We start from the raw sequence: 22,110 nt of genomic DNA, 5'->3' as shown, positions 1-22,110 counted from the left end.
TGGAATTCGGTAGGAATATCAGAGGCAAGGATTCAGATTCGCATTCTAGGAAAAAGGAGAATGTGAATATGTCGCCCCTTGCAAAACTGACCATCAAGACCGTTTCTCGTCAGACCAAGCTCAGCCCTATTGAAGCCCGTCGCAACAAGCTGCTTGCTGGCATTGAAGAGCAGTTGCAGGTCGCTGATGCTGCGATGCGTGGTCAAGAATACACGGTCACACTGTCTCGCTGGGGCAAAAACGAAGCTGGCGAGAAGGTGCGTGTGCAGCGACAGAAGGTGGTGCGCTTGTGGTTCTTCGCACAAGACGGTGGATTCTACGTGCAATGCAAGTATGGTGCTAAGGCACTTGCATTGAGCAAGGATGGTAATGCTGTCTTTGTGAAACAGCTTTCCGATGTGCCTGCTGCGCTGCAGGCGATCTATGCCGCTACCGCTGCTGGTGAGCTTGATGCAGCGATCACTTCGTGCATCAAACGCTAGAACTGACATTGCTTCTAAATGCTAATCAGGGGGAGCGATGCTCTCCCTGATGCCGTCTTGAATGAGACACAGCTATACAACTGATCAGTTGAGCACCATCAGTGAAAAGTTACTGATTTTCGGGGATTAATGGTGCCGCTTACAGGACTTGAACCTGTGGCCCCCGCATTACGAATGCGATGCTCTACCAGCTGAGCTAAAGCGGCAACGAGGGGCATCTAGCTTGATCGCTCTGATTTTTCTAGCCCTCACAGGCAATGGCCTGTCATTTTTTCTTACGCGGTGCCGTTTGCCGAGATTTAGCGGGTTTTGAAGGTTTTACCGCGTCATCGTCACGGTCAAATCGGTTGCTCTGGAGCTGCTCAATGTTCATCTCAGCAGTCAGGTGCTTGGCGTAGAATCGGTCAATCATCTCAACCGAAGTCCGCGCACTGCGAGCCAGCGTCAGCAAACTGATGTTATCGCCCTTGATCAGCCGATTCATGATGCAAGTGTGACGCAGGCTGTAGAGAGTGCGACTCTCACCCCCAGCAGCTTCCTTCAGATTTGCTAGCCTCAGTAGCTGATCAAACTGCCGTGACAGGTTCCGCAGTGCGTAGTCACGGTTCTTCTGCTCAGGCTGGAACAGGTAGTCGTCTGGTTTGCCAAACCCTTCCTTCTTCTGACGCTCAAGCAGTCTGTCATAGACCTCAACAGCCATCTCAAGCGTGACGACGGGGCTAGCATGGTTCTTCGTGGGTGGGTGGGTCAGACGCAGATACGTCTCTTTCCCGCGTATCACCGCCACATGCTTGTGCTGCAAAACCTTCACGTCCGTTGGTCTGATGAACGAGTTGTGCATGAAGATCACAAGATCGTAGAGCTCCTGCGTGATCATCACGTTCCGCAAGAACTTGCCGTCTTTCGCCCTGACCGTGACCGACTTGCCGATGTTCGCTCTGCACACTGAGTGCAGCGCCCCATATTCGCCGCTGTTGAACCACGACCGCGCATTGTCCACTGTCTTGAGCTTGGGGAACGCGGGAAGCGATGTGATCACGCCCATGCGTTGAGCGTATTTCAGGATCGTCTTGATGTGCGAGAGATGGATCTTGAGCGAATTGATACTCAGCGGCCGATCTGGCTTGCTCAGGCCGTTGATGTAGCTGCTGATCACCCCGTAATCCACGTCTGCCACTTCATACTTTCCGAAGTGCGGTAGCAGGTCTGATTCCAGCCGTGCCGTGTCGTATTGAATCTTCTGCTTTGACAGTTCCCCACGTGCAGCGCGGGCTTCGTTTTCCTTGAGCAGCCCACGAGCGCACACTTCAAAGCCGCTGGCTTTCGTGAAGGGCAGATTGTTCATCTTGCGATGCTTGAGGTCCACGAAGACCTTTTTCGCTGCTTTGATCGCTTCCTTTTTGTCCGCGACCTTCAAGCTGCGCCGCACGATTTTTCCGTCTTCGTAATACCGCGCATACCAGAACGGCGATGCTTCCATCTGATAGATCGTGAGAGTCCCATAGCCCGACACCTTTTGCAGCGAACTGGGGATGGGCTGAGTGCGGTGTCGCTTGGTCGTGTTAACACGACTTTTCGCAGGCTTCTTAGCAGCTTGAGACATGATGCTGTTGTATAGGAAAAACTATACTACAGCAAGGCCACTCAATCCACTGTAATAATTGGTTTTCTGCGATTTTTTGAGGTTTCGCCAACACATTACGAATGATGTGCTCTACCGACTGAGCTAAAGCGGCATTTCCGGTTTGCGCGAACTAGGCTGATGGCCGCAGGTTCGCAATCGCAAAAAGATGTGGAGGCCCGAGCCGGAATCGAACCGGCGTATACGGATTTGCAGTCCGCTGCGTCACCACTCCGCCATCGGGCCGAGCCTTCCGGGGACGATGCCCCGGACGGAAGCGGCGCACTAGCGATTCGGGGGGCGCTTGGCAATGTGAGAATGGCGGCCGGGCCTTCCCTAACGTCAGTCTGGACGCGGGGGCCGGGGCGCGTCATGGCAGCAGGCATGACCATCGCCAGCCTCCTCGAACCCGTCACCGGCCAGCCCGGCCCCGCCTCGCTTGTCCATGCCGCCGACTGGATGCAGGGGCGCACGCTCTACGGCGGCGCCTCGGCGCTGGTGGCCTATACCATGGCGGTGCGCGCCTTTCCGGGCCTGCCCCCCTTGCGCGCAGGCCAGGTCGCTTTCGTCGCCCCGGTCGGCGAGGAGATCGAACTTGCCGCCGAGATCGTCCGCCAGGGCCGCAACGTGACGCAGGTCCGCAGCCAGATCATCGCCGATGGCCGCGTCGCGCTCAGCGCGTTCTGGCTGTTCGGCGAGGGGCGCGAGGCCAATGCCGTCCACCCTTCGGCCCCGCCCGAGGACTGGCCGGGTGCGCCCGAGGATTGCGCCGAGGTCACCCACGCCTTCGCCCCGGCTTTCGTCGCGAAAAATTTCGAACTGCGCCACGGCCAGACCAAAGACACCGAGCGCGGTGCGACAGTGCGGCGCTGGGCGCGGCTGGCCGAGGACCACACGCTCGATCCGGTCTCCAAGCTGGTGCTGATGGGCGATGTCATGCCGCCCGGCGCGATGCGGGCGATGCAGCGCCAGGGTCCGATCAGCTCGATCAACTGGTCGTTCAACGTGCTCGATCCGGAAAGCCGCTCGCGGGATGGCTGGTATCTGGCCGAAAACGCCAGCCAGCATGCCGAGGCCGGCTATTCCTCGGAACGGCTGCGGCTGTGGGACGCGGACGGCAGGCAGGTGCTCGACGGGATGCAATGCGTCGCCGTTTTTGGCTGAGCACACCGGCCGGGGCGGTGTCCGGCAAGGTCCGCCACCGCTCGCCTCACGGAAAACCTCTTAGCGGCCGCGGGCGGACAATTAACGCGGAAGGTTAATACCCTCTCCCCACCGCAACGCATTCCGCGAGAGGGGAGCCATGACCGACACTGCCGACACCACCACCTTTGCCCGCACCATGCTCAAGGAGGCGCTGCTGTTGCAGTCGGCAGGCAATCTTGCCGCAGCCGAGGCGCGCTACCGCATGGTTATCGAGCACGGTTACCGGGTGGCCGAGGTGCTGCCGGTGCTCGCCGGGATTCTCGGCCAGCGCGGGGCGGATGACGAAGCGCTGGCGATATGGGAAGAGGTGCTTGCGCGCGATCCCGGCCATGCTGTCGCGCATCACGAACAGGGGCTGATCCACGCGCGCAATGGCCGCTTCGCGCCTGCCATCGCCGCGCTCGAGGCGGCGTGCGCGGCTGACCCGGAGAACGCGGTCGCGGCCAACAACCTCGCCGTGACGCTCGCCGATGCGGGGCGCAAGCACGAGGCGCTCGAGCAGTTCACCCGTGCGCGCGCCATGCAGCCGAGCAATCTCCACATCGAACACCAGATCCGCCGGTTGAACGCCGAGCTGGTGCCGTTCTGGCATATCCCGATGCTCAATGACGCGCGGCGCAACGATGCCTTCGAGGCGGCGATCAGCGCCGCGATCGCGGCCGCCGGACCCGGGGCGCGGGTGCTCGATATCGGCACAGGGAGCGGGCTCTTGTCGATGATGGCCGCGCGTGCCGGGGCGCTTTCGGTGACGGCCTGCGAGATGGTGCCGGTGATTGCCGAAACGGCGCGGCGGATCATCGCCGACAACGGCTATGCGGGCCGCATCGCCGTCCACACCGCGGCCTCGAGCGCCCTCGAGGTGGGCGAGCATCTTGACGGGAGAGCCGACATTCTCGTCTCGGAAATCCTCTCGAGCGACCTCTTGACCGAGCGCGTCATCGACACCTTCGAGGATGCCCATGCGCGGCTGCTGAAACCCGATGCGATCATCATCCCGCGCGCTGCCGCAGCGATCGGCTGCCTTGTCGAGAGCGCGGTGCTGGCCGATTATGTGTTCGTCGGCACCGTGTCGGGTTTCGACGTGTCGCGCTTCGGCGCGCTGGCGGCGCAGAAGCTGCCGATCCATGGCACAATGACCGACTGGAAGCGCCTTTCGGGCGATGTCGAATTGCTGCGCATCGACCTGACGCGCAAGTCCCACCCGGGCGATGTCCAACTGCTCAGCATCCGCGTCACGCAGGACGGCGTTGCCGAGGGGATCGTCCAGTGGATGGAGGTCGACCTTGCCGAGGGGATCACCTTCGACAATCACCCCGATGGCTACACCGATGGCGGCTGGTTGCAGGTGCTGCACACCTTCCCCGAGCCGCTGGCAGTGGAAGCGGGCGCTGTGCTGCATCTGGCGGTGGGGCATGACCGCACGACGCTGATCATCCGCCCGCTCGAAGTGGCCTCGGCGCGCGCGCAGCCGATGGTCGCCTGACGCCGCCGCTCGCGCGCGGGGGGCTGCGCGGGGTCAGACGTCTTCGAAGTCGGGCTTGCGCCGTTCCATCTCGGCCATCACCGCCTCGACCTGGTTGCGGGTGCGCATGATCGCGTGCTGCTCGATGCTTTCCTCCATCAGGATGGCATTGACATCCTGATCCCACATGCCGGCCTGGAGGCGCTTGGCGGCACGGATCGCATGGGGGTTCTTCAGTGCGATCTGGCGGGCGATGGCGAAGGCGCGATCGCGCGGGGCAGCGTCGACATAGGTCGCAAGGCCCAGCGCCTGCGCCTCGCCCCCGTTGAATTCGCGGTTGGTGTAGACGAGCTCGCGCAGCACATCGTCACGCACCAGGCCTCGCCACAGGACATAGCCGCCCATATCGGGCACCAGACCCCACTTCATCTCCATGATCGCAAGCCGCGTTTCGGGGTGGACGATGCGGATGTCGGCCCCGCTCGCGATCTGGAGGCCCCCGCCGAAGCACACCCCGTGGATCGCCGCGATCACCGGCACGGGCAGCTTCCTCCACTGCATCGCCACCTGCTGCGGGCGGTTGGAATTGCCGTAGGTGCGTTCGGTCAGGGCGGGCTCGTCCTCGGGAGGGCGCCTCGAGAAGTTGGAGAGGTCGAGCCCGGCGCAGAACGCGCGGCCCTCTCCCGACAGCACCACCGCGCGCAGGCCCTTCATCCGGCCGAGCGCCTGGCCCGCTTCGATGATGCGTTCGAACATCTCCGGGTCGAGCGCGTTCATCTTCTCCGCCCGCACGAGGCGGACGTCGGCGACGCCGTCCTCGTCCAGAGTGATCGAGACGCGGTCATTGGCGAGCGTGGTGGCGGTGGTGGCGGACATGGCAGGCGGATCCTCGCGGGCTTGTGTTTGCAGCCAAGATTGACCGATCGCCCCGCGGCTGTCCAGTGGCCCTGACCCGCGGTGCGCGTCAGCCCGAGGCGAGGCGCGAGAGGCCGTGGTCGGGCGGCACCTCGAGGAAGAACCGGCCATCGCCGTCGGTGCAGATGAGGTGGCCGGCGCCCGCTGCGGCGAGCTTGCCCTTCAGGCGCGCGATATCGGCGGAAATGCCCTCGGGCTCGGGGTCGATCATGATGCAGAAGGCCTCGGTGCGCAGTTGCTGGCTGGACATGCGCGCGCCCGGCTGCTCGGCAAGGCGCCACAGCAGCGCGAATTCGCGCGGGTGGAGGCCCAGCCACTGGGCATCGACCCGCCCGTCACGATGGAACTGGTCGAGCACCATTTCCCCCGCCTCGCGGAAGCGCGGACCGCTCATGTCGTTGTCGGGGAAGTGGCCCGATGAGAGCGGCGCGTTCACAGCAGCCCCCCTGCACGCATCGAATACACCGCATCGGTGGTGAAGATCAGGTGATCGATCAGCTGGATGTCGAGCGTCCGGGCAACATTGGCGAGGCGGCGGGTGGTGGCGATGTCGCATCCGCTCGGGCGGCAGTGGCCCGAGGGGTGGCTGTGGGCGAGGATGATTCCGGCCGCATCATGGCGCAGCGCATCGCCGAGCAGGGCGCGCATCCGGATCGCAAGGGTCGTCATCGTCCCGATCCCGCAGGGCGCATCGCCGAGCCAGGCGCTGTGCTGGTCGACGAAGATCGCGTGCCCGCGCTCGTAACGGGCGGGCGGGGCGAGCACGAGGCTGCGCAGGTAGGCGATCATCGCTGCCGCGCGCTGATCCTGCGTGAGCGCGCTCTCGCCGCCGCGGGACAGGGCATGGGTCAGCATCGCCGCAGCCCGGATTGTCTGGCGGTTGCCTGGTTCGGGCCGGCGGTCATACCGTCAACCCTCCGATGGCCGGCGGCACGATGCGCCATGCGCGGTAGGCGCCGTAGCGACGCTCGCGCCGCAGGTGCCGGACAAAGCCGCCGAGCAGCACCAGCAACTGGCAATAGGACGGCCCGACCATGAGGATCACAACCGCCAGCGGCGAGACCTCCACGGCGATCAGGTTCACGAGATAGCCGCCAAGCGCGACGAGCTGGAAGCCCGCGATCCACAACGGATAATTGCGGTTGGCCCGGAGCGCGATGGCGGTGAACACGATGGCGGCAACCACGTCGACCACCAGGCGGAGCTGCATGACCGGCCCCGAAATCGACAGGGCCGGATCCAGCAGCCACTGGATCCAGACCGGCACCACCATGGTGCCGAGGAAGGTGGCGATCAGCCAGCGTTCCGGGTCCCCGCCGCGGCGCCAGATCGCTCCTGCGAGCAGGAGCGCGATCAGGTGCTGTGCAGGGACCCGGTAATCATTGTAGAAATGCACCAGATCTTCCATGCGTCAGGCCTGAAGCGGCTCCTGTTCGCGCAGCTGGCGGGCCGGGGCAGCGCCAAGATCGGTTTCGGGGATCTTGGTTTCGTAGCCCGGATCGCCGCCGGCGTGGACGCGGGCGACCTTGCTCAGTTCATCGTGCACCCGCAGCAGGTTGGTCGACATGGAAAGGGCGTAGCTTTCGGCCTCGGTCAGGCGCAGCAGCGCGCGCTGTCCGGTGTTGACTTCGACCATCGGGTTCTGCCGGGCGGCAAGCATCGCCTGCTTGAGCCGCGCCATCGACATGATCGCTTCGTCGGCAAGGGCTTCGGCTTCACGGATCAGCTTCTTCAGATTGCGTGCATCAGCGACTATACGATTGTCCATCGTCGGTCTCCAGCGCTGCCGGTGCTCAACCGGAAGCGGCGTTGGTTTCCACGGAGGTGTAAGCCTTGCCTTCCGTCGCCTGGCTGAGGGTCATCGCGGCTGTGATCACTAGGATCACCGATGCCAGAATGCCCGCGGCGATCCCGACGATCGCCCCCATTCGCATCAGGACGGCATGCTCACCATCGAGCACTCCGGGGACCACCCGCGGTTCGCCCGGCTTCAGCCATGGTGCCTGCTTTATGAGAGGCATCGCATCGCTGAGGACCAGGCGGCCCGGATCATCCCGGTCACCGAAATCAGCCAGATCAGCCGGCCGGTTAATCTGAGAATTTGTGTATACAGGTTCGCTGAAGGGCTTGAGCAATCCTCTATCCGCAGACGTCCCGAGGTCGTTTTCCGCCGCTGCCTCGGCCGCTTCGGGGCTCAGCGTGGCACGGTAGTTCTCGACCAGCTCGCCAAGGCTGACGGCGTCGTAGAAGTCCTTCAGCGCGCGGATATGCTGGTTTATCCGGGTCTCGGACACCCCGAGCTCGGTAGCGATCACCTTGATCGGGACGCGCCGGTCGATCCGTTCCATGACGGCGCGCTGTCTGTCGGTCAGCCGCTTCGCGGCTCCGGACGCCATTGTCCTCTCCTTGCGAACTTCAGCACACGTTTACCCGCAAACTAACGCAAACCGGACAGAAATATTTTTCTGCTTTGGACGAGAAAGCATTGAAAATTGCGAAACGCCTCAGGCGGCGGAGCTGTTGACCCCTACCGACTGGAGGTAGCGCTTGATATTGCGCGCCGCCTGGCGGAGGCGCTGTTCGTTCTCGACCATGGCAATACGCACATAGCCTTCACCGTTCTCTCCATAGCCTACGCCGGGCGCGACCGCGACTTGCGCTTGTGTCAGGAGCTGCTTGGAGAATTCGAGACTGCCCATCGATCTGAGCGCCGGGGGCAGCGGGGCCCAGGCGAACATCGATGCGGGCGGCGGCGGGATGTCCCAGCCGGCGCGGCCGAAGGCCTCGACCATGACATCGCGGCGGCGGTGATAGAGCTCGCGATTCGCCTCGATGATGTCCTGCGGGCCGTTGAGCGCCGCACAGGCCGCCGCCTGGATCGGCGTGAAGGCGCCGTAATCGAGATAGGACTTCACCCGGGTCAGCGCCGCGATCAGCTGCTTGTTGCCGACCGCAAAGCCCATCCGCCAGCCGGCCATGGAATAGGTCTTGGACATCGAGGTGAATTCGATCGCCACGTCCTTGGCGCCGGGCACTTCCATGATCGAACGCGTCGGACGCCCATCGAAATAGAGCTCGGAATAGGCAAGGTCGCTGACGATCCAGACCTGGTTCTCCTTCGCCCAGGCGACCAGCCGTTCGTAAAAGGGCAGATCGACCGTCTCGGCAGTGGGGTTGGAAGGGTAGCTCACCACCAGCACGCTGGGGCGCGGCACGGTGTAGTTCATCGCCCGTTCGAGCGATTCCCAGTAATGCTCGTCCGGCGTGGTCGGCACCGAACGGATCGTCGCGCCGGCGATGATGAAGCCGAAGGTGTGGATCGGGTAGGAGGGGTTGGGCGCGAGCACCACGTCCCCCGGCGCGATGATCGCCGTGGCAAGGCTGGAGAGGCCCTCCTTCGATCCCATCGTCACCACCACCTCGCTCTCGGGATCGAGCTCGACCCCGAAGCGGCGCGCGTAGTAGCCCGCCTGCGCGCGCCGCAGGCCCGGGATGCCCTTGGACTGCGAATAGCCATGCGCATCGGGCTTGGCCGCAACCTCGCACAGCTTGTCGATGACATGCTGCGGCGGGGGCTGATCGGGATTGCCCATGCCAAGGTCGATGATGTCCTGCCCGGCGAGACGGGCTGCATGACGCATGGCATTGACCTCCGCGATCACATACGGGGGCATCCGCTTCATGCGATAGAACTGGTCATTCATGGGACGTCATCACCTTGTCTTCTGCGGCATTGATGCAAGCGCCGCAACGCTCTCCCTAGGCCAAACCTTCGGATCGTGGGAAGCGCGTTTTCGGAAAGTTGCGATGGGGCTCGATTAACGGCACTATCGCACACGCGCGGCGAACAAGGGACGATTTCGGGCGATGGCACAGGATAAGGACCCTCTGGCGGCGGCGGGCGAGAGCCTCAAGGGCTACTTCGATATGCAGGCCGAAAGCCTGCGCGAAATGATGGGCGGCAAGCCCCCCGAATCGCTGATCGCCCCCGGGATCGAACCGGGCGAGCTGGCCGAATGGGCCGCCACGGCCGCACAGCTCCAGCAATTGTGGGTCGATTTCGCCACCCACCAGGCCGCTGCCGCCGCAGAAAAGAGCGCCAGCGGCAGCAACCTGCTCGACCCCGCACAGTGGCTGGTCATGTCTCAGGCGATGCTCGGGCAAATGCCCAAGGGAATGTTCGAGGCCTCGGCCCGGCTTGCGCAGGACCAGATGCAGCTGTGGTCGGGGGTGATGCAGAGCTTTGCTGCGGGCGGCAAGGCCGTCGAAACGCCAGATCCCGCCGCGCTTCCCAAATCCGACCGCCGCTTTGCCGATCCCGCCTGGCGCGAGCACCCCGCCTTTCTGCTGCTGCACCAGACCTACCTGATGCTCGCCGACTATTTCCGCACCAGCGTGAAGGGCATGGACGGGCTCGACAAGGTCAAGCGCCAGCAGCTCGAATTCGCGGTGACGGCGCTTGCCGAAGCGATGAGCCCGGACAATTTCATCGCGCTCAACCCGGTGGTGATGAAGCGCACCATGGAGACGAGGGGGGCAAACCTGGTGCGCGGGATGCAGCACCTCGTGAATGATCTGAAGCGCGGGCAGCTGACCCACACCGACCCCAACGCCTTCCGCCTCGGAGAAAACCTTGCCGCAAGCCCGGGCAAGGTGGTGCACGAGACGCTGCTCTACCAGCTGATCCAGTACGCGCCGTCCACCGACACCGTTCTGGAGGTGCCGCTGGTGATCTTCCCGCCGTGGATCAACCGCTTCTACATCCTCGACCTGACCCCCAAGAAGAGCTTCATCAAGTGGGCGGTCGACCAGGGGATCAGCGTCTTCGTGGTCAGCTGGAAGAGCGCCGACGAGACCATGGGCGAGATCGTTTGGGATGATTACATCCGCGCCCAGATAGAGGCCATCGACCATGTCGCCAAGCGGCTCGATGTGCCCGCTGTCCACAACATCGGCTATTGCGTGGCAGGGACAACCTTGGCGGCGACGCTGGCGGTGCTGGCTCGGCGGGGCGAGGCGGACAAGGTCAGGTCGGCGACATTCTTCACCGCGCAGGTCGATTTCGAGCGCGCGGGCGACCTCAAGCATTTCATCGACGAGGGCCAGCTCGAGATGATCGGGCAGTTGTCGCCGCAAGGCTATCTCGACGGGCGCTATCTGGCGGCGACCTTCAACGCGCTGCGGGGGCGGGATCTGATCTGGAACTATGTCGTCAACAACTACCTGCTGGGCGAGGATTATCCGGCCTTCGATCTGCTCCACTGGAACGGCGACGTCACCAACCTGCCCTCGAAATGGCACAATGCCTACCTGCGCGATCTCTACCGCGACAACAAGCTGGTGGTGCCCGATGCGCTGGCAGCCGACGGCACGCCGATCGACCTGACGCGGGTCGCCACGCCGAGCTTCGTGCAGGCCGGGCGCGAGGATCATATCGCGCCCGCCGAAAGCGTGTGGCGCATTACCCGGCACTTTGCCGGACCGATCGAATTCCTGCTGGCAGGCTCCGGTCACATTGCCGGCGTGGTCAATCCGCCGTCGGCGGGCAAGTACCAGTACTGGGTGGGCGATAACGCGGCGCCGAGCCTCAAGGACTTCCTTGCCGGGGCGAGCGAGCATCCGGGCAGCTGGTGGCCGCATTGGCTCGAATGGCTCCATCGCCAGTCGGACGCGCGCGTGCCGGCGACGGGCAAGCGGGTGCCCGGCAGCACAGGCGACAAGGTGATCGAGGACGCGCCGGGACGCTATGTGAAGACGCGTTGAGCGACAGGAGATTCGCGTTCCCAAAGCGCCTCGCACGGTCAGAGACACTGATTTGTCATCGTTTCTTCGGTTTTTGTGCACCGCACAAAAATGACTTGACTTCGCAGCTGCAATCTCTATTTTGTGCAGTGCAACATGAAGCGAGGTCGCCATGTCCGAAGTCGAAAACACTGCCGGTGAAGTGAAGATCGCCGCCGCGCCCAAGGCCGGCCCCAAGGCGCCCGCCAAGGCTGCGGCCTCCAAGATCGATGCTGCTGCCGAGAAGGCCTACGCCGAAGCTGCGGCCAAGGCCGCGCCGGTCGCCAAGCCTGCCGCTCCGGCGCCTGCTGCCGCTCCGGCCGCCAAGACGGTGAAGGCTGCGCCCGCCGCCAAGACCCCTGCCGCCAAGACCCCCGCCGCTCCGAAACAGGCCCCCGCCAAGAAGGCGGCTGCGGTCAAGACGGTTGCGGCCAAGACCGTCAAGAAGACGGCCACCAAGACCAAGACTGCCGCAACCAAGCTCCCGGTCAAGAAGCCGGTGTCGGCCGCGAAGGCTGAAGCCCCCGCCGCCGCCGTGCCCACGACCAATCCCGTCATCAAGCTGAAGGATACCATCATGGCCACTGCCAACACCACCGACATCACCGCCACCGCCAAGACCGTCGTCGCCGACCTCCAGGCCCGCGCCAAGACCGCGTTCGCCAAGGGCAACGAACTGACCACCGAAGCGACCGAGTTCACCAAGGCGAACGTCGAAGCCGTCGTCGAAAGCGGCAAGATCTTCTTCGCCGGTGCGCAGGAACTGCTCAAGGACAACGTCGAAACCGGCAAGACCGTGATCGAAACCGTCACCGAAGACGCCAAGAAGGTTGCCGCCGTCAAGTCGCCGACCGAGCTCATGCAGCTCCAGGGCGAACTCGCCCGTCGCAACTTCGACGCGGTCGTCGCCTACGGCTCGAAGCGCACCGAAGCCTGGGTGAAGCTCTACAACGACGCCTTCGCCCCGATCTCGAACCGCGTCAGCGTCGCCGTCGAGAAGGTCTCGAAGGCCGCCTAAGCGATCAGGAATTCTCCGGCCGGGCCTCTCTCCTCTCTCTCCCAACCCGGTCCACGAGAGCGCGCCGCGAGGCGCTGGCCGGTCAGACGCAGGTCTGACCGGCCTTTTTCTTGTCCAAGCCCCGGGCAAGCACGGCTTGCCCGGGCCAATTTCCTTCGCGCGCGGGCGGCAGGGCCCAAACAATTCCTACCTATCGCTTGCACCAGCGGGGACGAATCCCATAATGGGGGCCTATGCCCATCCCAGCGCATCCCCATCCGGCGGCCGTCGCCGGGCTGCCCCCGTCGCAGCAGGACGCGTCACAGCGCACCGCGCCGCGCGCCGGCGAGGATGACGATGGCAAGGACGCAGGCGGCCAGAACCAGGTCGGCGTCGCCATCAAGACCCGCGCCAAGCCCAAGAAGCCCAGCCAGTACAAGGTGCTGATGCTCAACGACGATTACACCCCGATGGAGTTCGTGGTGCTGGTCCTCAAGCGCTTCTTCGGGATGGATCTGGAACAGGCCACCCGCGTGATGCTCCACGTCCACCAGCGCGGCGTCGGGGTGTGCGGCATCTTCACCTATGAAGTCGCCGAGACCAAGGTTAACCAGGTGATGGACTTTGCAAGGCAGAACCAGCACCCGCTGCAATGCACTCTCGAAAAGGCGTGAGGCAGCCGCACCACCCTGCACCCGAGCCCGTCCGCCCGGGTCAGGAGAGCGTGTGGGACTACCCTCGCCCGCCCCGCGCCGAGGCCATCACCCGCCACATCCGCATCCTCCACTGCGGCGTGGTGCTGGCCGACACTCGCGCGGCCTGGCGCACGCTCGAGACCTCGCACCCGCCGACCTATTACATTCCCCAGAACGACGTCGCGATGGAGCGACTTGTGCCCAATGCCGGACGTTCCTTCTGCGAATGGAAGGGCACAGCGCACTACTGGGACGTGATCGTGGGCGATGCGCGGCTGGTCGGCGCGGGCTGGTCCTACCCCTCGCCCGCGCGCGGCTTCGAAGGGATCGCCGGGCATATCGCCTTCTACGCCGCCCCGTTCGACGAAGTCACTCTTGACGGCGAACAGGTCTCCCCCCAGCCCGGCGGCTTCTACGGCGGCTGGGTGACCTCGCGCGAGGCGGGGCCGTTCAAGGGCATCCCCGGCAGCCGCTTCTGGTAAGCGCGCGCCTTCGTCTTCATAGCAATTGGGGACATGACGCGCCCGCGCGAAGCGGCTAGGGCAGGCACGCGCATGCGCACTCGATCACGGACCCCGAGCCCCTTGCTGAACGTCATCCCCGCCATCGATCGCTACATCCTGCGGCTCACGATCGTGCCGATGCTCGGCGTCTTCGCGCTCGCGGCGAGCCTGCTGATGCTCGACAAGATGCTGCGGCTGTTCGATTTCGTCGCGGTCGAAGGCGGGCCGGTGGGCGTCGTCTTCAAGATGCTCGGCGCGCTAATCCCCGAATATGCGAGCCTTGCCATCCCATTGGGCCTGCTGCTGGGCGTGCTGCTGGCGTTCCGCAAGCTTGCGACCTCATCGGAACTCGACACGATGCGCGGCGTCGGCATGTCCTATCTGCGCCTGCTGCGCATGCCCTATGCGATCACGCTGGCGCTGGTGGCGGTCAATGTCGCGCTGGTGTTCTACATCCAGCCCCTCAGCCGCTACTATTACGAACAGCTCGAATACGAACTGCGCTCGGGCGCGCTCGGGGCCTCGATCAAGGTCGGCGAATTCACCACGCTGGCCGACCGCATGGCCTTGCGCATCGAGGAAAGCGAGGACGAGGGCCGCCGTCTCGTCGGCATCTTCGCCCGGGTCGCCAATGCCAAGGGCCAGGTGCTGTCCATCAGCGCGCGCGAGGGGGCCTTCCTTGCCACCCGCGACAACCCCGACACGATCATCCTGCGCCTCACCGAAGGCACGATCATCCAGGACACCGGCATGCGCGGCCAGACCCCCCGGGTGCTGAGCTTCAGCCGCCACGACCTGCCGATCGATCTGCCCGCCATCGAGAAATTCCGCGCGCGCGGTGACGAGACGCGCGAATATATCCTCCCCGAACTCCTCCAGATGGGCTGGAGCCGCAAGGCCGCGCCCGGTCAGCGCGATGCGAGCGTCGCCAGCTTCAACTTCCGGCTGGTCGAGATCCTGATGATGTTCCTGATGCCGCTCCTTGCGGTGGCGCTCGCGATCCCGCCCAAGCGATCGACGAGCGCGCTGGGCGTGTTCGTCTCGATCATCATGGTCGTCGCCTATCACAAGGTGAACCAGTACGGGGAGGATGTCGCCGCGCTCGGCCGGCTTGATCCGGTGCTCGCTTTCTGGGTGCCCTTCGCGCTGTTCGCGGGGCTGATCGTGTGGATGTATTACCGCGTCGCCCATGTGCCGGGCGGGCAGGCAATCGGCGCGCTGGAGATGGCGTTTGCCAAGCTTTCGAGGCGTCTCGCCAAGCTGTTCGCCCGCAGGCGCCCGCGCGCCTATCGCCCTCAGCCCGAAGCGGCACCTGCCAAGTAGACCCGCAATGCAGCTCGATTTCTTCCCGTCGCGCACGCTGACGCTCTATCTCGCCCGGCTGTTCGTGGTGCGCATCATCGCGGTCCTGTTCATGCTGGTGCTGGTGCTGCTGGCGCTCGATCTTTTGTCCAAGACCGGCGACATCCTCGCCGCCCCCGGCAACGGCCAGGCCGAGGTGCTGCGCTATGCGAGCCTGCGCCTGCCGCAGCTGGTGGCGAACTTCCTGCCCTATTCGGTGCTGCTTGCCTCGCTGCTGACCTTCTGGCCGCTGAATGCGAACAGCGAGGTGATCGCGATGCGCGCTGCGGGGCTCTCGGCCCATCAGGTGCTCTCGCCGATGCTGCTGACCGCGCTGCTGGTCGCCGCCGTCAGCTTCGGATTCAACGAGCGCATCCTCACCCGCGCCAACGCCACCCTCAAGGCGTGGGAGGCGGCCGACTATGGCCCGATCCCCGGAGACGACACCGCCGCCGCCAAGCCGCGCGCCAACATCTACCTCACCGATGGCGAGAACATTCTCTCGGCCGCGACCCTGACCGGCGCGGGGCAGGACATCGTGCTGACCGGCGTCACCTGGTACGCCCGCGCACCCGGCGGGATCATCCGCGAGCAGATCCGCAGCCCCCGCGCGACCTTCGCCGCGCCCGGCTGGCGGCTCGAGAAGCCGGTGAAATTCGATGTGGCGGGCGCGATCACCGAGCGGCCCGCGACGCTGGTGGTGGGACAGACCCTGTCGCCAGAGCGGATCATGCTCCAGTCGGTCGATCCCGATGCGCAGAGCTTCTGGGAACTGGGCGAGAGCATCACCGCCTACGAGACCGCTGGCCGCAACACCGACGAGATGCGCGCCAAGTGGTGGCACCGGTTGTCGGGGCCGCTTTCGGCGCTGCTGATGCCGCTGCTGGGCTCGATCGCCGCCTTCGGCCTTGCGCGTTCCGGCCAGCTGTTCGTGCGCGCGATCATCGGCATGGCGCTGGGCTTTGCCTATTTCGTGGTCGACAATGCCGCGCTCGCGATGGGCAGCTTCGGCGGCTATCCGCCGCTGCTCGCCGCATGGGCGCCCTTCGTGCTGTTCCTGCTGGTCGGCGAGACGGTGCTGATCCGGACCGAGGAGTGAGCGTGGGGGCGCGCGACTGGTCGCTGCGGCTGGCGCGGGAAGCGGATGCGGCGGCGATGCCTGCCATTGAGCGGGCGGCAGCGGTCGCCTTTGCCGATGAACCCTCCATCGACCCCGCCCGCACCCGCTCGGAGGCGGATTATGCGCGCCTGATCCGCCGCGGCCACAGCCTCGTCGCGCATGTCGGCGAGGCAATGGCCGGGTTCCTCGTCGCCCAGCCATTCAGCCGCGAACTGCACATCTGGGAGATGGACGTTGCGCCCGCATTCCAGCGACGCGGGATCGGGGCAGGGCTGGTGCGCGCGGCACAGATCGATGCGAGGAGCACCGGCTTCAGGGCGCTGACCCTTACCACCTTCCGCGACTTGCCGTGGAACGGCCCGTTCTACGCCCGGCTCGGCTTCGAGGAAGTCACGGCATTGGACGCCCACCCGCGCCTCGCCGGGGAATTGGCGAACGAAGTCGACGACGGCCTGCCCGCCGAGCGGCGCTGTGCGTTGATCTGCTTTCTCGATTGAGGTCAGCCCGGCTTAGGCGCGCCGCCCCATCGTGCTCTTGGCGATCCGCCCCACCAGCGTCAGCATCCCGGGGTGGTTCGCGCCCTCATAGGTCGAACCCGTGCCCAGCTCGCGCGCCAAGCGGCGATGCGCTTCGGGCAGGTCGTGATAGGGCATTGAGGGCATCAGGTGGTGGAGCGCGTGATAGCGCAGGCCCACCGGCGCCCAGATCTCGGCCGCGATGCCCGGCGGGGGCACGTTGACGCTGTCGAGGAACTGCGCGGTCACGGTCATCGCCTCGCCCTCGTTCTCCCACAGGTGCGCGACCAGCGTGCGCAGCTGGTTCAAGACCGCGGCGAGCGAGAGGATCGCCAGCGCACTCGCCAGCGGCTGCCAGCCGAACACGAACACCGAGGCGATCAGCGCGATCGCCCAGACACTCGCGCCCGCTTCCTGCCAGCGCACCCGCCCGGCCAGCTCGGCTTCGGGCGCGCGGCGCAGGAACTCCGGGTTGATCGAGAGCGAGGAGAACCGCTCCCACACGAAGGTGCGCAGCGGCGGAATGACGAGGCCGAGCGGATACAAGATCCCGAAGCGCACAATCAGCGCCACCGGCAGCAGCATCGCGACGAGCACGAACAGCGGCAGGCTCCACGGTTTCATCAGCGCGAGCGGGAGATATTCGGGGTCCTCCACCGTGCCGTATTGTGTGCGCTTGTGGTGGATGACGTGGACGCCTTCATACATGAAGGAGGGCGTCAGCATCGGGATGCCGACGAGGAGGTTCCACGCGGTGCGGAAACCGGGCAGCGCGTCCCGGTGGATGTGGGTCAGCTCGTGAATGAACATCAGCGCGCGGTACAGCGCCAGCGCCGCGACCAGCCCGGCGGCCAGCTTGGCGGCGATGCTCGCCGAAGCGATCGCCACGGCGATCCCGGCATAGCCGATGCCCGCCGAGATCAGCATGTCGGGCCAGTAGATCGCAGGCTTCGCCTCGCCCAGCCCCTTGGTGAGGTCGCGCGCGGCGCGCAGCATCGCCTTGTCGTCCTCGGCCATGAACTGGGCACGAGTGGCCTTTGCGGGCGCGGCGGGGATGGTCTGGTGAATGGTCATCGGCATGGTTTCCAAGGGCGCGCCCTACCGCAAAACGGGGGTCAAGCCAAACGCGGGTTGTTGGTGAGAGTGATCGATAGCTTGCGTGAATGACCCAAGGGCGACACAGACGCCTTGACCCGCAGCAAATACGAGGATGGTCGCGTGACGGATGTATCGACCCGCACAGCGCAGATAGTGATCGAGCCGGTCAGCGGCAAGCGTGGGCGGGAGGCCTTCGTCGACCTCGGCCGGGCGTTCTCCGACCGCCTGCCCCACTTCGTCCCGCAAATCCGCGCGGAGCAGATCGAGCTGGTCGATCCGGACAAGAACCCCTTCTTCGGCCATGCCCGCGTCCAGCTGTTCATCGCGCGGGCCGGCGGCAAGGGGGTCGGCCGCATCTCGGCGCATATCGACGAACTCGCGCTCGCCATGCCGGCCGATCAGGGTTTTGGTCCGGGAACGGGCTTCTTCGGCTATTTCGATGCCGAGGACGAGGACGTTGCCCGCGCGCTGCTGGCGGCGGCGGAAGCGTGGCTGGCGGGCGAGGGTATGACCCGCGCGCTCGGTCCGATCTCGCTGTCGATCTGGGAAGAGCCCGGCCTGCTGGTGCGCGGGTCAGACCATGCGCCGATGATCATGATGGGTCACCACCCTGCGCATTATGCGGCGTGGATCGAGGCGGCAGGTTATGCCCGCGCCAAGACGCTCTTCACCTACGATCTCGACATCTCGAAGCCTTTCCCCCCGCTGGTGCAGCGCATCGTGCAATCGGGGCACAAGAACGCGCGCATCAATGTGCGCCGCGTGCGCAAGGCCGATTGGGACAGCGAGGTCGCGATCATCCTCGGCATTCTCAACGATGCGTGGTCGGACAATTGGGGCTTTGTGCCCTTCACGCCCGAAGAGGTCGCCTATGCCGGCAAGAAGCTGCGGCAGATCATCAAGGAAGAATTGAACATGATCGCCGAGGTCGACGGGCGCCCCGTCGCCTTCATGCTGACCTTCCCCGACGTGAACGACGCGCTGGCGAAGATCAGGGGCAAGCTGTTCCCGCTGGGCTGGATCCACATGCTGCGCTGGCTGCGCTTCCCCAAGGGGGCGGGCATGCGGGTGCCGCTGATGGGGGTGCTCAGGGAGCTTCACAACAGCCGGCTCGCCAGCCAGCTCGCCTTCATGATGATCGAGGCGATCCGGGTGGAATCGACCACCAAGTTCGGCTCGGTGCGCGGCGAGCTTGGCTGGGTGCTCGAAGACAACCAGGGCATGGTGGCGATCGCCGACACGATCCAGTCGAAGATCAACCGCGAATATGCGATCTATGCCAAGCGGCTCGACTGAGCGGGGGCTTTGCAGCCGATCGTGACCGCGATAAAAAAGGCCCCCGTTGCGTTAACAACGGAGGCCTTTCGGGATCGTATCACCAGCCGCTTGGACGGGAGGGGGGTCTCGGCGGTGACATGGGGATAATGTTCGTCCTTGCGGGCGGTTCCCGGTCATCATGATATTTTTTTGACCCTCGGAAAACTACGCAGGCAACGTCGCCAATCCAGAAGGTTGTCGGATAGGCGCGACGGGCGGGCGGCGAACCGCTATGGCCTGCTGAGTCGATTGCCAGCCAGACCATCGAAAGGTCCCACATGTCCCTCGGAAGCCAGATCGCGGCCAACCTGCCCTACCTGCGCCGCTATGCCCGCGCGCTGACCGGATCGCAGGCGAGCGGGGATGCCTATGTGCGCGAAATGCTTGAAGCCGCGCTCGCCGATGCGACCCTGATGGGAAGCCTCGCGGGCGGACGGGTGCCGCTCTACCGCGCCTTCGGCAAGGTCTGGGCGAGCGGTGCGGGCGCGGCGACCGGCGCGGCGCCGACCAGCGAGCACGAGGCCGGCGCGCAGGCGCGGTTGGGCGCGATCACCCCGCCCGCGCGCCAGGCGCTGCTGCTGACCACGCTCGAGGATTTCACGGCTCACGAGACCGCCGCGATCCTCGAACGCACGCCGGAAGAGGTCGATGCCCTCGTCGCCCAGGCCATCGCCGAGATCGAGCGCGAGCAGACCACCAGCGTGCTCATCATCGAGGACGAGCCGCTGATCGCGATGCAACTGGAAGACCTTGTCACCGGTCTTGGCCACACGGTCAGCGGCACCGCGGCGACCCGCACCCAGGCGCGCGCCGCGGTGGCCGAAGCGATGCCGGGGCTGGTGCTCGCCGACATCCAGCTGGCCGATGGCTCATCGGGTCTCGATGCGGTCGACGATATCCTCGGTGCCGGGACAATGCCGGTGATCTTCATCACTGCCTATCCCGAACGCCTCCTGACCGGCGACCGGCCCGAGCCGACCTACCTCGTCACCAAGCCGTTCCAGGAAGCAACCGTGCGCGCGGCGATCAGCCAGGCGCTGTTCTTCGGCAGCACGCGGCCGCTTTGATTGCGAGCCACGTTCGGCGGCGCAGTCGCGCGTCAGCGCGACCGCAAAATCAAGGCTTCCTGACCCGCCGGTCCGCTTCCCGCTCCCTGATCCGGAAATCCGCGGGGCGGCGCACCGGCACCCGCAGCACGCAGCGCACGCCGGTGGGGGCAAAATCGAGCGTCACCGGCTGGCGCAATTCGTGGGCGACGACCTTCTCGATCAGTTCGGTGCCGAAACCGCGGCGCCGCTCGCCCGGGACCGCAGGCCCGCCGGTCTCCTGCCATTCGACCTCGGCCCATCCGGTCTCCGCCGCCGGGTCTTCCCCCCGGCTCCAGCGGATCGTGACCTTGCCGCCCGGCACGCTGAGCGCGCCGTATTTGGCGGCATTGGTGGCCAGTTCGTGCACCGCCAGCCCGAAGGACAGCGCATCATTGGGCGCCAGTTCGAGATCCGGCCCTTCGAGCAGGATCGCATCGTCGAGCGCGCTGCGGAAGTGTTGCAGTTCGGCCTCGATCACCGCGCGGATCGGGGTGGTGCCCCAGTCGGTCACGGTCAGCAGGTCATGGGTCGCCGAAAGCGCGCGGATGCGGCCTTCGAGGCTGTCGGCGAAGTCGTCGAGCCCGCTCGCCCGGCGGCGGGTCAGCGACAGAATCGAGAGCACGTTGGCCAGCGTGTTCTTCACGCGGTGGTTCAACTCGCGGGTCAGCGAGTTGCGGATCGAATGCTGTTCCTCGAAGAAGGCGAGCCGCGCCTGATCCTCGAAGGCTTGCTGGGTCAGCAGCCGCGCGAGCAGCATCAGCAGGCTCGCCAGCGCAAGGCCGAACACCAGCGTCACCATCGACAACGGCGAGAGCACCTCGATCGCCGGGTTCTCGATGACCAGCATCAGCTTGCGGTCGGCGATGGTGACTTCCTGGGCCACCTGCGCCTCGGCTGCGCCGCCCGTCGCGTGGGCGACCAGCAGGTTCCCGGTGCCGATTTCGCCGTCATAGAGCCGGACCCCGAAGCGCATCTCCCCCTGCCGGTCGATCGCCGAATCGAGGAACTCGCGCGCGCGGAACGGCGTGTAGACGAAGCCTGCGAGCCGGCGCGCGCCCGCTTCCCCGCCCGCCGCTTCGGGCGCGCCCATCCGGAACACCGGCATGTATATGGCAAAGGCAGGCGCCGTGACGCTGGATTCCTGGAGCAGGATGATCCGCCCCGAGGCGGCCGGGCGCAGCGTCAGTTCGGCCTCGGCCATGGCAGCGGCGCGGGCGGCATCGGAATACATGTCATAGCCGAGCGCGCGGCGGTTCAACGCGGTTGCAGGCGCGAACATCGCCACCGGAGCGACCCGCCCGGTCGTGCCGGTGGGGGCGGGGTAGATGTCGGGATAGGCCGGCTGGCTCGCCCGGGTGCGCGCGAGAAAGGCCGGCAGATCGCGCGCTTCGAGCACCGGGATCCAGCCGATCCCTTCGGCGCCGGAATATTCGGTGTTGAGCTTCAGCGCGCGCACGAAGCTGTCGAAGGTGTCCGGGCTGACCTCCTCGAGGCTCGCGAACAGCGCCGCGCCGGCGCGCAGGTAGGAGGTGAAGCCGCTCCCGCTGCGGTCGAGCGCGGCGGCCACGCCTTGGGCATATTCGCGCATCTGCGCGCGTTCGCGGGCGCGGGCGTTGCTTTCGATCGAGAAGACGCTGAGGGCGGTGATCGCCGCCAGCGCAAGGAAGATCAGCAGCGGGATCGCGCGCGGATAGAGCACCAGCCAGCGCCGCGCCCGGTCCGAGGAATCCGGCACCAGCAGGTCGGCCGCATCGGGATCGGGATGAAGAGCGAGCGGGTCGATGTTGCGCGGTTCCTGTAAGGCCTGGTGCCGGTTCGGGACACGGGTAACCGGTGCCGGAACCAAACAGGTAGCGCATCGTTCCCGAATCGTCCAAACTCGCGGCCGGAGCCCCGTTCTTGTGGCCGGCACCTGCCGGCTCAGGGGTTCCCCGATGGCGCGATCGGCCTTAAGGCGGGCCGGGACACG

General features: G+C 65.4%; 22 protein-coding genes and 2 tRNA genes. 12 read left to right on the top strand and 12 right to left on the bottom strand.

The genetic code is table 11. From position 1 onward, the window contains the following. The first annotated feature begins 68 nt into the window (after window positions 1-68). The gene (locus D620_RS16550; RefSeq protein WP_033376167.1) at window positions 69-482 is read left to right on the top strand and encodes a DUF6641 family protein; all 414 of its coding nucleotides are present in this window, start codon (window positions 69-71) and stop codon (window positions 480-482) included. Window positions 483-612: 130 nt separating this feature from the next. Here the strand turns inward: D620_RS16550 and D620_RS0104715 are convergent. The 3 genes from D620_RS0104715 to D620_RS0104705 form a co-directional block, all read right to left on the bottom strand. Next, window positions 613-688 (bottom strand) — tRNA-Thr (locus D620_RS0104715). A gap of 59 nt (window positions 689-747) precedes the next feature. Next, on the bottom strand, window positions 748-2,085 hold the full coding sequence (locus tag D620_RS14695; protein ID WP_155799990.1) for a phage integrase SAM-like domain-containing protein: 1,338 nt from the start codon (window positions 2,083-2,085) through the stop codon (window positions 748-750). Between the two features lie 190 nt (window positions 2,086-2,275). Beyond that, a tRNA-Cys gene (locus D620_RS0104705) sits at window positions 2,276-2,349 on the bottom strand. 138 nt (window positions 2,350-2,487) lie between these two features. On the opposite strand from D620_RS0104705, the gene D620_RS0104700 reads away from it, so the two are divergent. After that, complete coding sequence (locus D620_RS0104700; RefSeq protein ID WP_017664638.1) at window positions 2,488-3,267, top strand: acyl-CoA thioesterase; 780 nt, start codon at window positions 2,488-2,490, stop codon at window positions 3,265-3,267. 139 nt (window positions 3,268-3,406) lie between these two features. Next, window positions 3,407-4,792, top strand: coding sequence for a 50S ribosomal protein L11 methyltransferase (locus D620_RS0104695; protein WP_017664637.1), 1,386 nt, complete (start codon window positions 3,407-3,409; stop codon window positions 4,790-4,792). A gap of 33 nt (window positions 4,793-4,825) precedes the next feature. Here D620_RS0104695 and D620_RS0104690 read toward each other — a convergent pair whose 3' ends face one another. The 7 genes from D620_RS0104690 to D620_RS0104660 form a co-directional block, all read right to left on the bottom strand. Next, window positions 4,826-5,647 carry a crotonase/enoyl-CoA hydratase family protein gene (locus D620_RS0104690; RefSeq protein ID WP_017664636.1) on the bottom strand — a complete coding sequence of 274 codons (822 nt, stop codon included), beginning with the start codon at window positions 5,645-5,647 and terminating at the stop codon, window positions 4,826-4,828. 88 nt (window positions 5,648-5,735) lie between these two features. Next, a complete protein-coding gene (locus D620_RS0104685; RefSeq protein WP_017664635.1) occupies window positions 5,736-6,122 on the bottom strand; it encodes a winged helix-turn-helix domain-containing protein in 387 nt (128 codons plus the stop codon). Then, complete coding sequence (locus D620_RS15715) at window positions 6,119-6,541, bottom strand: JAB domain-containing protein (RefSeq protein WP_017664634.1); 423 nt, start codon at window positions 6,539-6,541, stop codon at window positions 6,119-6,121. Before D620_RS15715 ends, D620_RS0104685 begins: the two co-directional genes overlap by 4 nt. Before the next feature lie 46 nt (window positions 6,542-6,587). Further along, window positions 6,588-7,082 carry a hypothetical protein gene (locus tag D620_RS15710; protein WP_155799988.1) on the bottom strand — a complete coding sequence of 165 codons (495 nt, stop codon included), beginning with the start codon at window positions 7,080-7,082 and terminating at the stop codon, window positions 6,588-6,590. Window positions 7,083-7,097: 15 nt separating this feature from the next. Continuing rightward, window positions 7,098-7,454, bottom strand: coding sequence for a hypothetical protein (locus D620_RS0104670; protein WP_017664632.1), 357 nt, complete (start codon window positions 7,452-7,454; stop codon window positions 7,098-7,100). 25 nt (window positions 7,455-7,479) lie between these two features. Then, window positions 7,480-8,082, bottom strand: coding sequence for a hypothetical protein (locus tag D620_RS0104665; protein ID WP_017664631.1), 603 nt, complete (start codon window positions 8,080-8,082; stop codon window positions 7,480-7,482). A gap of 108 nt (window positions 8,083-8,190) precedes the next feature. Next, entirely contained in the window at window positions 8,191-9,390 is a 1,200-nt protein-coding gene (locus tag D620_RS0104660; RefSeq protein ID WP_017664630.1) for an LL-diaminopimelate aminotransferase, read from the bottom strand. A gap of 163 nt (window positions 9,391-9,553) precedes the next feature. Between D620_RS0104660 and D620_RS0104655 the strand changes: the two genes are divergently transcribed. From D620_RS0104655 to D620_RS0104625, 7 genes are all read left to right on the top strand, one after another. Next, a complete protein-coding gene (locus D620_RS0104655) occupies window positions 9,554-11,449 on the top strand; it encodes a class I poly(R)-hydroxyalkanoic acid synthase (protein ID WP_017664629.1) in 1,896 nt (631 codons plus the stop codon). Window positions 11,450-11,600: 151 nt separating this feature from the next. Beyond that, a complete protein-coding gene (locus tag D620_RS0104650; RefSeq protein ID WP_017664628.1) occupies window positions 11,601-12,485 on the top strand; it encodes a phasin family protein in 885 nt (294 codons plus the stop codon). A 233-nt stretch (window positions 12,486-12,718) separates the two neighbouring features. Continuing rightward, window positions 12,719-13,138, top strand: a complete 420-nt coding sequence (clpS, locus tag D620_RS14680) for an ATP-dependent Clp protease adapter ClpS (protein WP_017664627.1) — start codon at window positions 12,719-12,721, stop codon at window positions 13,136-13,138. Then, on the top strand, window positions 13,117-13,641 hold the full coding sequence (locus tag D620_RS0104640; protein WP_051020538.1) for a DUF427 domain-containing protein: 525 nt from the start codon (window positions 13,117-13,119) through the stop codon (window positions 13,639-13,641). Before clpS ends, D620_RS0104640 begins: the two co-directional genes overlap by 22 nt. A gap of 105 nt (window positions 13,642-13,746) precedes the next feature. Then, the gene (locus D620_RS14675) at window positions 13,747-14,985 is read left to right on the top strand and encodes an LptF/LptG family permease (RefSeq protein ID WP_033376196.1); all 1,239 of its coding nucleotides are present in this window, start codon (window positions 13,747-13,749) and stop codon (window positions 14,983-14,985) included. A gap of 7 nt (window positions 14,986-14,992) precedes the next feature. Then, a complete protein-coding gene (gene lptG / locus D620_RS0104630) occupies window positions 14,993-16,102 on the top strand; it encodes an LPS export ABC transporter permease LptG (RefSeq protein ID WP_017664624.1) in 1,110 nt (369 codons plus the stop codon). 2 nt (window positions 16,103-16,104) lie between these two features. After that, window positions 16,105-16,620 (top strand): GNAT family N-acetyltransferase, encoded by a 516-nt coding sequence (locus D620_RS0104625; RefSeq protein WP_233991967.1) that lies wholly within the window; start codon window positions 16,105-16,107, stop codon window positions 16,618-16,620. Window positions 16,621-16,632: 12 nt separating this feature from the next. On the opposite strand, the gene D620_RS0104620 is transcribed toward D620_RS0104625, so the two are convergent. Then, window positions 16,633-17,712, bottom strand: a complete 1,080-nt coding sequence (locus tag D620_RS0104620; protein WP_017664622.1) for a fatty acid desaturase family protein — start codon at window positions 17,710-17,712, stop codon at window positions 16,633-16,635. Between the two features lie 114 nt (window positions 17,713-17,826). Between D620_RS0104620 and D620_RS0104615 the strand changes: the two genes are divergently transcribed. After that, window positions 17,827-19,032, top strand: coding sequence for a hypothetical protein (locus D620_RS0104615; protein WP_017664621.1), 1,206 nt, complete (start codon window positions 17,827-17,829; stop codon window positions 19,030-19,032). 299 nt (window positions 19,033-19,331) lie between these two features. Beyond that, window positions 19,332-20,120 carry a response regulator gene (locus tag D620_RS0104610; protein ID WP_017664620.1) on the top strand — a complete coding sequence of 263 codons (789 nt, stop codon included), beginning with the start codon at window positions 19,332-19,334 and terminating at the stop codon, window positions 20,118-20,120. A 49-nt stretch (window positions 20,121-20,169) separates the two neighbouring features. On the opposite strand, the gene D620_RS0104605 is transcribed toward D620_RS0104610, so the two are convergent. Beyond that, complete coding sequence (locus tag D620_RS0104605; protein ID WP_017664619.1) at window positions 20,170-21,987, bottom strand: CHASE domain-containing protein; 1,818 nt, start codon at window positions 21,985-21,987, stop codon at window positions 20,170-20,172. Between the last annotated feature and the right edge of the window lie 123 nt (window positions 21,988-22,110).

The sequence above is a fragment of the Porphyrobacter sp. AAP82 genome, assembly GCF_000331285.1.
Taxonomy (GTDB): domain Bacteria; phylum Pseudomonadota; class Alphaproteobacteria; order Sphingomonadales; family Sphingomonadaceae; genus Erythrobacter.
Note: the sequence above shows the minus strand (reverse complement) of the source record. Positions and strands in the feature narration are given on the sequence as shown.

Excerpts from the sequence above, each read along its gene's own strand:
- D620_RS16550 (WP_033376167.1), top strand. The coding sequence starts at position 69 with ATGTCGCCCCTTGCAAAACTGACCATCAAGACCGTTTCTCGTCAGACC.
- D620_RS14695 (WP_155799990.1), bottom strand. The coding sequence starts at position 2,085 with ATGTCTCAAGCTGCTAAGAAGCCTGCGAAAAGTCGTGTTAACACGACC.
- D620_RS0104700 (WP_017664638.1), top strand. The coding sequence starts at position 2,488 with ATGACCATCGCCAGCCTCCTCGAACCCGTCACCGGCCAGCCCGGCCCC.
- D620_RS0104695 (WP_017664637.1), top strand. The coding sequence starts at position 3,407 with ATGACCGACACTGCCGACACCACCACCTTTGCCCGCACCATGCTCAAG.
- D620_RS0104690 (WP_017664636.1), bottom strand. The coding sequence starts at position 5,647 with ATGTCCGCCACCACCGCCACCACGCTCGCCAATGACCGCGTCTCGATC.
- D620_RS15715 (WP_017664634.1), bottom strand. The coding sequence starts at position 6,541 with ATGCTGACCCATGCCCTGTCCCGCGGCGGCGAGAGCGCGCTCACGCAG.
- D620_RS0104670 (WP_017664632.1), bottom strand. The coding sequence starts at position 7,454 with ATGGACAATCGTATAGTCGCTGATGCACGCAATCTGAAGAAGCTGATC.
- D620_RS0104665 (WP_017664631.1), bottom strand. The coding sequence starts at position 8,082 with ATGGCGTCCGGAGCCGCGAAGCGGCTGACCGACAGACAGCGCGCCGTC.
- D620_RS0104660 (WP_017664630.1), bottom strand. The coding sequence starts at position 9,390 with ATGAATGACCAGTTCTATCGCATGAAGCGGATGCCCCCGTATGTGATC.
- D620_RS0104655 (WP_017664629.1), top strand. The coding sequence starts at position 9,554 with ATGGCACAGGATAAGGACCCTCTGGCGGCGGCGGGCGAGAGCCTCAAG.
- D620_RS0104650 (WP_017664628.1), top strand. The coding sequence starts at position 11,601 with ATGTCCGAAGTCGAAAACACTGCCGGTGAAGTGAAGATCGCCGCCGCG.
- clpS (WP_017664627.1), top strand. The coding sequence starts at position 12,719 with ATGCCCATCCCAGCGCATCCCCATCCGGCGGCCGTCGCCGGGCTGCCC.
- D620_RS0104640 (WP_051020538.1), top strand. The coding sequence starts at position 13,117 with ATGCACTCTCGAAAAGGCGTGAGGCAGCCGCACCACCCTGCACCCGAG.
- lptG (WP_017664624.1), top strand. The coding sequence starts at position 14,993 with ATGCAGCTCGATTTCTTCCCGTCGCGCACGCTGACGCTCTATCTCGCC.
- D620_RS0104620 (WP_017664622.1), bottom strand. The coding sequence starts at position 17,712 with ATGACCATTCACCAGACCATCCCCGCCGCGCCCGCAAAGGCCACTCGT.
- D620_RS0104610 (WP_017664620.1), top strand. The coding sequence starts at position 19,332 with ATGTCCCTCGGAAGCCAGATCGCGGCCAACCTGCCCTACCTGCGCCGC.